Annotated in this window: 10 protein-coding genes; 9 read left to right on the plus strand and 1 reads right to left on the minus strand. The window is 68.8% G+C overall.

The annotated features are described in order from the left end of the window. The first annotated feature begins 4 nt into the window (after positions 1-4). From IAE24_RS25745 to IAE24_RS25785, 9 genes are all read left to right on the plus strand, one after another. Positions 5-1,534, plus strand: a complete 1,530-nt coding sequence (locus IAE24_RS25745; RefSeq protein ID WP_233626271.1) for a sugar ABC transporter ATP-binding protein — start codon at positions 5-7, stop codon at positions 1,532-1,534. Beyond that, positions 1,524-2,540 carry an ABC transporter permease gene (locus tag IAE24_RS25750; protein WP_199961342.1) on the plus strand — a complete coding sequence of 339 codons (1,017 nt, stop codon included), beginning with the start codon at positions 1,524-1,526 and terminating at the stop codon, positions 2,538-2,540. The genes IAE24_RS25745 and IAE24_RS25750 overlap by 11 nt, the downstream gene beginning before the upstream one ends. Positions 2,541-2,603: 63 nt before the next feature. Then, a complete protein-coding gene (locus tag IAE24_RS25755; RefSeq protein WP_199961341.1) occupies positions 2,604-3,353 on the plus strand; it encodes an SDR family oxidoreductase in 750 nt (249 codons plus the stop codon). A gap of 18 nt (positions 3,354-3,371) precedes the next feature. Further along, the gene (locus tag IAE24_RS25760) at positions 3,372-4,262 is read left to right on the plus strand and encodes a fumarylacetoacetate hydrolase family protein (protein ID WP_199961340.1); all 891 of its coding nucleotides are present in this window, start codon (positions 3,372-3,374) and stop codon (positions 4,260-4,262) included. A gap of 7 nt (positions 4,263-4,269) precedes the next feature. Further along, positions 4,270-5,547 carry an L-fuconate dehydratase gene (locus IAE24_RS25765; protein WP_199961339.1) on the plus strand — a complete coding sequence of 426 codons (1,278 nt, stop codon included), beginning with the start codon at positions 4,270-4,272 and terminating at the stop codon, positions 5,545-5,547. A gap of 3 nt (positions 5,548-5,550) precedes the next feature. After that, positions 5,551-6,468, plus strand: coding sequence for an amidohydrolase family protein (locus tag IAE24_RS25770; RefSeq protein ID WP_199961338.1), 918 nt, complete (start codon positions 5,551-5,553; stop codon positions 6,466-6,468). A 16-nt stretch (positions 6,469-6,484) separates the two neighbouring features. Next, positions 6,485-7,261: an SDR family oxidoreductase gene (locus IAE24_RS25775; RefSeq protein WP_199961337.1), complete on the plus strand. Its 777-nt coding sequence runs from the start codon at positions 6,485-6,487 to the stop codon at positions 7,259-7,261. 16 nt (positions 7,262-7,277) lie between these two features. Next, entirely contained in the window at positions 7,278-7,625 is a 348-nt protein-coding gene (locus tag IAE24_RS25780; protein WP_199961336.1) for an L-rhamnose mutarotase, read from the plus strand. Positions 7,626-7,940: 315 nt separating this feature from the next. Then, entirely contained in the window at positions 7,941-8,996 is a 1,056-nt protein-coding gene (locus tag IAE24_RS25785) for a porin (protein WP_199961335.1), read from the plus strand. 25 nt (positions 8,997-9,021) lie between these two features. On the opposite strand, the gene IAE24_RS25790 is transcribed toward IAE24_RS25785, so the two are convergent. Beyond that, entirely contained in the window at positions 9,022-10,413 is a 1,392-nt protein-coding gene (locus IAE24_RS25790; RefSeq protein WP_199961334.1) for an efflux transporter outer membrane subunit, read from the minus strand. Positions 10,414-10,504: the final 91 nt, after the last annotated feature.

Genomic DNA, 10,504 nt, shown 5'->3' on the forward strand with positions numbered 1-10,504 from the left:
ATTCATGGCTGACAGACCAGGCACGCCGGTGATGGAGGCGCGTGGGCTCGGCTTGCGTTTCGGCTCCACGACGGCCTTGCACGATGTGAGCCTGGCGGTCATGCCGGGCGAGTCGCATGCACTGGCTGGCCGCAACGGCGCAGGCAAGTCCACCTTGGTCGCCCTGCTGACCGGCCTGCACCAGCCCGGCACGGGAAGCATCCGCTTCAACGGCCAGCCCGCGCCTGCGGTGGCCGACCGCATGGCCTGGCGTCAGCATGTGGCCTGTGTCTACCAGCATTCGACCATCATCGGCGAGCTGTCTGTCGCCGAGAACCTGTTCATCAACCGGCAGCCGCTGCGCCATGGCTGGATTTCCTGGCGCGTGCTGCGGCGCGAGGCAAGGGCCTTGCTGGATGCCTGGCAGATCGATGTGCACGAGGATGCGCTGGCCGGGGATCTGACGGTGGAGGCGCGCCAACTGGTGGAGATCGCACGGGCGCTGTCGCTGGGCGCGCGCTTCATCATCCTGGACGAGCCCACGGCGCAGCTTGACCACGACGAGACGCGGCGGCTGCTCAGGCGCGTGCACGATCTGCAGCAAGGCGGCGTCACGTTTCTCTTCATCTCGCACCACTTGCAGGAGATCTATGAGATTTGCCAGACGGTGACCGTGCTGCGCGATGCGCGCCATGTGGTGACGGCGCCGGTGGCGCAGTTGCCCCGGCGGGCACTGATCGAGGCCATGACCGGCGAGCGGGACAGCCTGGCCGGCTCGCCTTGCGCCGCCCACGCACCCCCGGCAGGCTGGGGCACGGGCGTTGCCCCCGTGGTGCTGGCGCTGCAGCAGGTGTGCGGCAAGGGTTTCGGGGCTGTCAGCCTGCAGGTGCGGCGTGGCGAGATCGTGGGGCTGACAGGCTCCACCAGCAGCGGGCGCACGGCCGTGGGTGAGGCGGTAGCGGGTCTGCGGCGCACGACGGCGGGCCGGATCCTGGTGTCAGGCCGCGTGCTGCCGCCCGGTGATGTGGGCGCCGCGCTGGCGCACGGCGTGGGTTGCGTGCCGCAGGACAGGCACCGCCAGGGCCTGGTGCCGGGGCAGTCCATTGCCGAGAACGCAACCATGACCATCATGGACAGGCTGGGCCGGTTCGGCTTCGTTGCGCCAGCGCGCCGGCAGGCGGCGGCACTGTCGGCCATGCGTGCGCTCGATGTGGCGGCCAGCGGGCCGCAGCAGGCCGTGTCCGGCCTGTCGGGCGGCAACCAGCAGAAGGTGGTGATGGCGCGCGCCCTGGCCAGCGAGCCCGATGTGCTGGTGCTCATCGATCCCACTGCGGGTGTGGATGTGAAGTCCCGGCAGGCATTGCTGGCCGTGGTGGAGGGTGAGCGAAGGTTGGGCCGGGCCGTGCTGCTGGCGAGCAGCGAGCTGGACGACCTGCGCATCTGCGACCGCGTGCTGGTGATGTCGCATGGCCATGTGGTGGCCGAACTCGCCAGAGGTTGGGACGACGGTGAACTGATTGCATCCATGGAAGGAGTGAGCCTGCATGCGCACTGAAGCCTTTGTCTCGTCGAACACGGCTGTGCCCATGCCGGCCGCCGGGCGGCCCGCCCTGCACCGGCTGCGCGACTATGCACTGGTCCCTGCGCTGGCCCTGCTGTTCTTGCTGGGAGCCTTGACCAGCCCCAGCTTTCTGACACCGGCCAACCTGGTCAGCATACTGGGGGCCTCGGCAGCCCTGGCGCTGGTGGTGTTGGCGGAGTCGCTGATCATCATCACGGGCAAGTTCGATCTGTCGGTGGAGTCCACGGTGGGCATTGCGCCGGCGGTGGGCGCCATGCTGGTGATTCCCGCAGCCTCGGGGGGCTTTGGCACGGAATGGCCGGTGGCGGCGGGGCTGCTGGCCATCGCGGCCGTGGGCGCATGCACGGGTTTTCTCAATGGCCTGTTGGTCGTCAGGCTGCGGCTCAATGCCTTCATCGTCACGCTGGCGATGCTGATCGTGCTGCGCGGCGTGCTGGTGGGCGCGACCAGGGGCGGCACCCTGTTCGACATGCCGCAGCCTTTCTTCGCCCTGGCCACGGCCACGCTGCTGGGGCTGCCGCTGTCGGTCTGGCTGGCGGCGCTGGCGTTCGGCACGGCCGCCGTGGTGCTGCGCCACCACCGGCTGGGCCGCGCGCTGTATGCGATTGGGGGCAACCCCCATGCGGCGCGCGCGGCGGGCATCAATGTGGACCGTATTACCTGGGGCGTCTTCGTGCTGGCCGGCGTGCTGGCCGCAGTGGGTGGGCTGGTGGTCACGGGCTATGTGGGCGCGATCAATGCCAACCAGGGCAGCTCGATGATTTTCACGGTGTTCGCGGCGGCCGTCATCGGCGGGATTTCGCTCGACGGCGGCAAGGGCTCCATGTCGGGCGCGCTGTGCGGCGTGCTGCTGCTGGGCGTGGTGCAGAACCTGCTGACGCTGGCCCAGGTCCCATCGTTCTGGATACAGGCGATCTACGGCGCCATCATCCTCGGCGCCCTGATGCTGGCCAGGCTCACGGGCGAGCAGCAGCAATAGGTGCCGGCCCCGCACATCGCCCATGCAGAACCTGGAACCTGTTTCCAAGGGAAGGAAGGCTTCATGAGACTTGGCGGCAAACACATTCTCGTCACCGCAGCCGGGCAGGGCATAGGGCGTGCCTGCGCGCTGATGTTTGCCCGCGAGGGGGCCAGCGTGCTGGCCACCGACATCGACATGCAGGCGCTGGCAGAACTGGAGGGACGTGACGGCCTGCGTACGCGGCGGCTGGATGTGACCGATGCGCAAGACATCCTGGCACTGGCCGGGCAGGAGAGGGCCTTCGACGCACTGCTCAACTGCGCGGGCTTCGTGCACCACGGCAGCATCCTGGACTGCAGCGACGAGGACTGGGCCTTTGCGTGGCAGCTCAACGTCACCTCCATGCACCGCATCATCCGCGCCCTGCTGCCTGCCATGCTGGCCCAGGGCGGCGGATCGATCATCAACATGTCGTCTGCGGCCTCCAGCGTGAAGGGCGTGCCCCTTCGCCATGCCTATGGCGCTACCAAGGCCGCCGTGGTCGGGCTGACCAAGGCCGTGGCGGCCGACTTCGTTACGCGAGGCATACGCTGCAACGCCATCTGCCCTGGCACGGTGGAGTCCCCGTCGCTGCAGGCGCGCATCGCCGGCCAGGCCCGGCAGCAGGGCGTGCCGCTGCAGCAGGTGCGCGCGGCCTTCGTGGCGCGCCAGCCCATGGGGCGGGTAGGCCAGCCCGAGGAGATCGCCGCGCTGGCCACCTACCTCGCCAGCGATGAATCCCGCTTCGTCACCGGCACGCTGAGCGTGATCGACGGTGGCTGGTCCAACTGAACTGCACAGGAGCGCGCCATGAAATTGCTGCGATACGGCCCCAGGGGCCATGAAAGACCGGGCCTGCTTGACGCGCAAGGGAGTGTGCGCGACCTCTCGGGCGCGGTGGACGACATTGCCGGTCCTGTGCTGCTGCCGGACAGCCTGGCGCAACTGGGCGCCCTGGACCCCTTGCAACTGCCCCTGGTGGAAGGCGTGCCGCAGCACGCGTTGCGTCTGGGCCCCTGCGTGGGGCGGGTGGGCAAGTTCGTGTGCATAGGCCTCAACTACTCGGACCATGCGGCCGAGGCCGGCATGCAGGTGCCGCCCGAGCCCGTGGTGTTTGGCAAGTGGACCAGTGCCATCTGCGGCCCGGACGACGCCATCGAGATTCCGCCCGGCTCCGTGAAGACGGATTGGGAGGTGGAGCTTGGCGTGGTCATCGGCCAGGGCGGGCGCCATATCGACGAGGCCCGGGCCATGGAGCACGTGGCGGGCTATTGCGTGGTCAACGACATCTCCGAGCGCGAGTACCAGCTCGAGCGCGGCGGCACCTGGGACAAGGGCAAGGGCTGCGACGGCTTCGGCCCGCTGGGGCCCTGGCTGGTCACGGCCGACGAGGTGCCCGATCCGCAGGCGCTGCGCATGTGGCTGGATGTGGACGGCCGGCGCATGCAGGACGGCAGCACGGCCACCATGGTGTTCGGCGTGGCCTTTCTCGTCAGCTATCTGAGCCGCTTCATGAGTCTGCAACCGGGCGATGTGATCTCCACCGGCACGCCGCCGGGCGTGGGCATGGGCCAGAAGCCGCCCATGTACCTGCGTGCCGGGCAGGCCATGCGGCTGGGCATCGCCGGCCTGGGCGAGCAGCGCCAGACCATGGTGGCGGCCCGCGAGCAACCGAGTCCCTCGACAACCGGCAAGGCCTGAGAAGACCATGACGCGAATCCTGTCCCTGCGCGTGCTCGATGTGCGCTTTCCGACCTCCAGGCACCTGGATGGGTCTGACGCCATGAACCCGGACCCGGACTACTCCGCCGCCTATGTGATCCTGGAGACGGACACGCCCGGCCTTGAGGGGCACGGGCTGACCTTCACCATCGGGCGCGGCAACGAGGTCTGCTGCGCCGCCATCGCGGCCATGCGGCACCTGGTGGAGGGCGTGGAGCTCGACTGGGTCCGCCAGGACATGGGGCGCTTTTGGCGCCACATCACCTCCGACAGCCAGTTGCGCTGGATCGGCCCGGACAAGGGGGCGATGCACCTGGCCACCGGCGCCGTGGTCAATGCCGTGTGGGACCTGTGGGCCAAGGCCGAGGGCAAGCCGCTGTGGCGCCTGGTGGCCGATTTCACGCCCGAGGAGTTCGTCCGCGCGCTGGACTTCCGCTACATGACGGATGCCCTGACCGAAGCCCAGGCGCTGGAGCTGCTGCATCGCCAGTCGCCGCGCAAGGCCGAGCGCATCGGCGTGCTGGAGCGCGAGGGCTATCCCTGCTACACGACCTCCGCCGGCTGGCTGGGCTATGACGACGACAAGCTGCGCCGCCTGTGCCGCGAAGCGGTGGCCGGCGGCTTCAACCACGTCAAGCTCAAGGTGGGGCGCAGCCTGCAGGACGACATCCGGCGCGTGTCCATCGCGCGCGAGGTGCTGGGGCCGGACCGCCAGCTGATGATCGACGCCAACCAGGCCTGGGAGGTGGGGCAGGCCATCGGCTGGGTGCGGGAGTTGGCCTTTGCCAGGCCCTGGTTCATCGAGGAGCCGACCAGCCCTGACGATGTGGAGGGCCACCGCGCGGTGCGCGAAGCCGTTGCCCCAGTCCAGGTCGCCTCTGGAGAGATGTGCCAGAACCGCATTCTCTTCAAGCAGTTCATCATGCGTGGCGCCATCGACGTGGTGCAGATCGACGCCTGCCGGCTGGGAGGGGTCAACGAGGTGCTGCTGGTACTCCTGCTGGCCGCAAAGTACGGTCTGCCCGTGTGTCCGCATGCCGGGGGCGTGGGCCTTTGCGAGTATGTGCAGCATCTGTCCATGATCGATTTCGTCTGCGTGTCCGGCACGCGTGAGGGGCGCGTGATCGAGTACGTGGACCATCTGCACGAGCACTTTGTGGATCCCTGCGTGGTGCGCAATGCGGCCTATATGCCTCCCGGTGCGCCTGGCTTTTCCATCACGATGAAGCCGGATTCTCTCCACAGATACCGCTTCCCGGCCTGAGCCATGGACGAAGCACCTTCCCTTCAGCGCATAGACGCGCATCTGCACTTCTGGCATTACAGCGCCCGGGACTATCCCTGGATAGGCGAGGGCATGCAGGCGCTGGCGGTGGATTGCACGCCGGAGCAGGTATTGCCGCAGTTGGAAGCCTGCGGCCTGAACGGCGCGATTGCCGTGCAGGCCAGGGGCAGTGTCGATGAAACGCGATACCTGCTGGATCTGGCGCAGCGGCACAGCGGGATTTGCGGCGTCGTGGGATGGGAGGATCTGGCCTGCGACGGCATTGGCGAGCGCCTGCAGTCCTGGCGTGCCGAGCCGGCGCTGTGCGGGTGGCGTCATCAGGTGCAGGATGAGCCTGATGCCTCGGCTTTTCTGTGCTCTGCAGCATTCGCACGCGGTCTGTCCGTGCTGCAGCGCCAGGGCTGGGCCTATGACGTGCTGGTGTTCGACCACCAGATGGACTCGGCCGCCGCCTTGTGTGCACGGCATGACGCGCATTGGATGGTGCTGGATCACCTGGGCAAGCCGCCACTGGCCGGGCTGGCCCGGGACCAGCACAAGGGCCAGGCCCAGGCCGCGTTCGGCCGCTGGCAGGCATCGCTGCAGCGCTTCGCCCCGCTGTCGCATGTCGCGTGCAAGCTCTCGGGCCTGGTGACCGAGGCCGACTGGCGATCCGGCCTGCGCGAGCCTGACCGGGCATGCCTGCTCCAATGCCTGGACACGGCCTTGCAGGTGTTCGGTCCGCAGCGGCTGATGTTCGGCTCCAACTGGCCGGTCTGCCTGCTGGCCGCGCCATACGCCACGGTCTTTGAGTTGGTGCATGGTTGGGCGTCGTCGCGGCTGTCGGCCTCCGAGCGCGAGGCGCTGTGGGGCGGCACCGCCGCGCGCTGCTACGGCCTGCAGCCGCAAGGCATGACCTGACCACATGGGAGGCAGCATGGACCTGAACCTGAAAGACAAGATCTTCATCGTCACGGGCGGTGCCAGCGGCATCGGGGCGGCCATCTCGCTGCGGCTGGCCGGTGAAGGTGCGGTTCCGCTGATCTGCGGCAAGGACACCATGTCCGCGCGGTTCGAGGCGCAGCTCATGGAGCTGCAGCCCCGGGCCCGCCACTTCCGCTTCGACCTGGTCGATGAACAGGCATGCGGGGAGATGGTGGCCCGCGCTGCGGCGGACTGCGGCCACATCGACGGCCTGGTGAACAACGCGGGCATCAATGACGGCGTGGGCCTGGAGGCAGGGCGCGACGCCTTCGTGCGCTCGCTGCAGGCCAACCTGGTGCACTACTACGTCATGGCCCACCATTGCCTGCCGCACCTCAAGGCCAGCCGTGGCGCCATCGTCAACATCTCGTCCAAGACCGCGCTGACCGGGCAGGGCCAGGCCAGCGGCTACTGCGCGGCCAAGGGGGCCCAGCTCTCGCTGACGCGCGAATGGGCTGCCGCGCTGGCAGCCGATGGCGTGCGCGTCAATGCCGTGGTGCCCGCCGAGGTGATGACGCCGATGTACCTGCACTGGCTGGGCCGCTTCGATGACCCCGGGCGCCAGCTGGAACAGATCAGCGCCCGGATTCCGTTGGGCCGGCGCATGACGGCGGCCGAGGAGATTGCGGACACGGTCGTCTTTCTTCTGTCCGAGCGGGCATCGCACACCACGGGGCAATGGCTGTTCGTCGATGGCGGCTATACCCACCTGGACCGCGCGCTGACCTGACCACCATGGAGACGCCATGCGCCAATGCCTTGCACTCGACCTCAGGGATGACCCGGCGCTGATCGCCCGGTACGAAGCCCTGCACCGCCGGATCTGGCCGGAGGTGGCGGCGCATCTGCGCAGCCATGGCGTCACCGTCATGGAAATCCACCGCCTTGGCACGCGCATGGTGATGGTGATGGAAACCGATGGCGCGGTGCATGACCCCCGGGCCATGTCCCTGGCCGCTGCCATCGACCCGAAGCTGCGCAAATGGGAGGCGCTGATGTGGACCTTCCAGGCGCCCACGCCCTGGACACCGCCCGGCGACAAGTGGACTCCCATGGCCTGCATCTTCCGGCTGGCCGATGCTGCGGCGGAATGAGCATCCGGCGGCCATGCCCCATCCCCGAACGTCGCTCAGCCCCCTTCCAGGGGAAAACACCGGGGCGCCCGCGCCGCAAATGCATAGGTCTGCGCATGAATCGTTCAGGCCCGGCGCCATCCCTGCGGAGAATTCATGAAAGCAGCCTGCAGGGCATCGCAACCACGGGACTGCATGCGCCCGCAAGAACAAGAAGCACAAGAACAAGAAGCACAAGAAAAAGGGCTGGCGACCGGTTTCAAGCTGCTCCCCATGGCAGCCGTGCTGCGGCCATGGGGATTTTCGCCAATCGGCAATGTCAAGGAGGAGAGGGAGATGAATAAACGCATGATCCGCAGCGCTGGCCTGGCCGCGCTGGCGCTGGGCACGGCCCTGGCGGCCCAGGCCCAGAGTTCGGTCACGCTCTATGGGCGTGTGGTCGCGGGGGTGGACTACCAGAGCAATGTGTACGACCCGGCCACGGGGGGCTCTGGCAATCTGTGGCGGGCCGTGGGCAACCAGTGGGGCACGAGCATGCTGGGTTTCAAGGGGGAGGAGGACCTGGGCGGCGGGCTGCATGCGCTGTTCACGCTGGAGTCGGGCTTCAGCATCGACGATGCCAAATTCAACGGCGCAGGTTTCTTCAACCGCCGCACCTTCGTGGGCCTGCGCAGCGGCTGGGGCACGCTGAAGCTGGGCAAGGACCTGTCGATCTCGGATGCGCACTGGGCGCTGGACCCCACGGGCCAGCAGTTCATCGGCTCGGCCACGCTGGTGCGGGGGCGCAACTGGGGCGGGCATGACAACATGATTTCCTACGAGACGCCCAGCTGGGGCGGCCTGCGCGTGCTGGCGCTGACCGGCCTGGGCGAGCAGCCGCAGGGCGCATCGCGGCTGCGCAAGGATGCGCTGTCCGTGTCCTATACCGCGCCCACGTTCGAGTTGCGCGCCATCTACGATGTGGCCCGCGATGCCAATGGCCGCTTCAGCGATCTGTACACCACCTCCCGCAACCTGACGCTGGGCGGCACGGTGACGCTGTCCGCGCTCAAGCTGTTCGCGGGCTATGAGCAGCTGTCCGCGCCCGACAGCGCGGCCGGCGTGCCCAACAAGGCGCGGCAGTACTGGATGGGCGCGCGCTACAAGGTGTCAGGCCCGCTGACGCTGATCGGGGCGGGCTACCGCACCACGGTCAACAACGGCGGCGGCAGCGCCAACCTGTTCATGGCGGGCGCCGACTACGCGCTGTCCAGGCGCACGCTGCTGTACGCCAGCGTGGGCAATGTGCGCAATGGCGGCAATGCGAACTTCTCGGTGGAGACCACCAACAACAACCCGGCGCCGGGCGGCAGCCAGACCGGCTTCTACGTGGGCATGGCGCATTCGTTCTGACTCTGGCGGACCCTGGGTGGTGGCTTCAGGAAGCCGGCCACCCTCCGCCTAGGGCCTTGTGCAGCGTGAGCTGGTTCTGCAGGCGTGCCAGGTGCAGCGCGGACAGGGCCAGCTGCGCTGCGCGGCGGCGCTCCTGGGCGTCCAGCCAGGTGCGCAGCGGCACCTGGCCGGCGCGGTAGCGCGCCTCGTACAGCCGCGTGATTTCCACGGATTCCTGCGTGGCGCGCTGCTGGGCCTCTTCCTGGCGGGCCAGTTCGGTGCGGGCGGACAGGGATTTTTCCGTTTCGGCCAACGCGGCGTACAGCGTTTTGCGGAAGTTGACCACCGCCTCTTCGTACTGGCTGCGTGCAATGGCGGTGTTCAGCCGCATCTCGCGCACATTGAGAAACGGCAGGGCCAGGTTGGCGCCCAGGGCCGCCACGGGATTGGCCAGCACATCGAGCAGGGTGCTGCTGGAGGTGCCCAGGCTGCCGGTGAGCGACAGCCGCGGGTAGTAGCTGGCTGCCGTGGCATCGCTGCCGGCCAGGGCGCCGCGCAGCCGCAGTTCGGCGGCGCGCAGGTCGGGGCGGCGTCCCAGCAGGTCGGCGGGCAGGCCTGGCTGCACGGCGGGCAGATCGGCCACGGGCAGCGCCAGGGGCTCGCCGCCGGGTGGCTCGGCTCCCTGCAGCAATTCGGCCAATGCCTGGCGCAGTTCGGCGCGGGCCTGGGTGTATTGGCTCAGCAGGGCCTGCTGCTCGGCCAGGGCTTGCCGGGCCTCGCGCAGCTCCAGGCCGGACACTGCGCCGCTGCGGTACTGGGCCTGCACCAGGTCGATCGTGCGGCGCACGTACTCCAGGCTTTGGCGTGACATGTCCAGGCGCTCGTTGGCCAGCGCCAGTTGCCAGTACAGGCTGGCCGTGGTGGTGGTCAGCGACAGCGCCACGGCATCCTTGTCCTGCACGCTGGCCTGTGCTTCGAAGACGGCGGCATCGCGCTGCGCGCCCAGCCGGTCGAACAGGTCCAGCTCCCAGGCCACGCCCAGTGTGGCGCTGGCGTTCTCCAGGGTGCTGCGCTGGCTGCCCGACAGCGGGCGGCTGGCGCCCGTGCCTGCGCTGCCGCTGGGCTGGGGCAGCAGCGCATGGCCTGCCAGTTGCGCCTGCAGCGCGGCACGCCGCACGCGGATGCCGGCCGTGGCCATGTCAGGGTTGCGCGCCAGCGCCAGGTCAATCCAGGCATCGAGCCGTGGATCGGCGAAGCCGCGCCACCAGGCATCGGTCATGGGCGTGGGCGTTGGCGTGGCTGCCGGGGACGATGCCTGCGCATGTTCGAACTGCGCGGGCAGCGCCACCTGGGGCGCTTCGTAGGGGGTGCGCGTGATGGCGCCGCAGCCCGCAAGGGCCACGGCGCATGCCAGCGCGCTGGTCTTGAGCATATGCATGTCAATCTCTGGAGAGGGCCTGGACGGGGTCCAGGCGCGGCGCCCCCGGCGCGGGGGGGGGGGGGGAGGGGGTGGCGTTTGGGGGGGGGCA

This window comes from Delftia sp. S65 (genome assembly GCF_016516495.1).
Classification (GTDB): domain Bacteria; phylum Pseudomonadota; class Gammaproteobacteria; order Burkholderiales; family Burkholderiaceae_C; genus Comamonas; species Comamonas acidovorans.

What these genes read in the sequence shown, in the direction of transcription:
- IAE24_RS25745 (WP_233626271.1), top strand. Translation starts at nt 5, where the DNA reads ATGGCTGACAGACCAGGCACGCCGGTGATGGAGGCGCGTGGGCTCGGC.
- IAE24_RS25750 (WP_199961342.1), top strand. Translation starts at nt 1,524, where the DNA reads ATGCGCACTGAAGCCTTTGTCTCGTCGAACACGGCTGTGCCCATGCCG.
- IAE24_RS25755 (WP_199961341.1), top strand. Translation starts at nt 2,604, where the DNA reads ATGAGACTTGGCGGCAAACACATTCTCGTCACCGCAGCCGGGCAGGGC.
- IAE24_RS25760 (WP_199961340.1), top strand. Translation starts at nt 3,372, where the DNA reads ATGAAATTGCTGCGATACGGCCCCAGGGGCCATGAAAGACCGGGCCTG.
- IAE24_RS25765 (WP_199961339.1), top strand. Translation starts at nt 4,270, where the DNA reads ATGACGCGAATCCTGTCCCTGCGCGTGCTCGATGTGCGCTTTCCGACC.
- IAE24_RS25770 (WP_199961338.1), top strand. Translation starts at nt 5,551, where the DNA reads ATGGACGAAGCACCTTCCCTTCAGCGCATAGACGCGCATCTGCACTTC.
- IAE24_RS25775 (WP_199961337.1), top strand. Translation starts at nt 6,485, where the DNA reads ATGGACCTGAACCTGAAAGACAAGATCTTCATCGTCACGGGCGGTGCC.
- IAE24_RS25780 (WP_199961336.1), top strand. Translation starts at nt 7,278, where the DNA reads ATGCGCCAATGCCTTGCACTCGACCTCAGGGATGACCCGGCGCTGATC.
- IAE24_RS25785 (WP_199961335.1), top strand. Translation starts at nt 7,941, where the DNA reads ATGAATAAACGCATGATCCGCAGCGCTGGCCTGGCCGCGCTGGCGCTG.
- IAE24_RS25790 (WP_199961334.1), bottom strand. Translation starts at nt 10,413, where the DNA reads ATGCATATGCTCAAGACCAGCGCGCTGGCATGCGCCGTGGCCCTTGCG.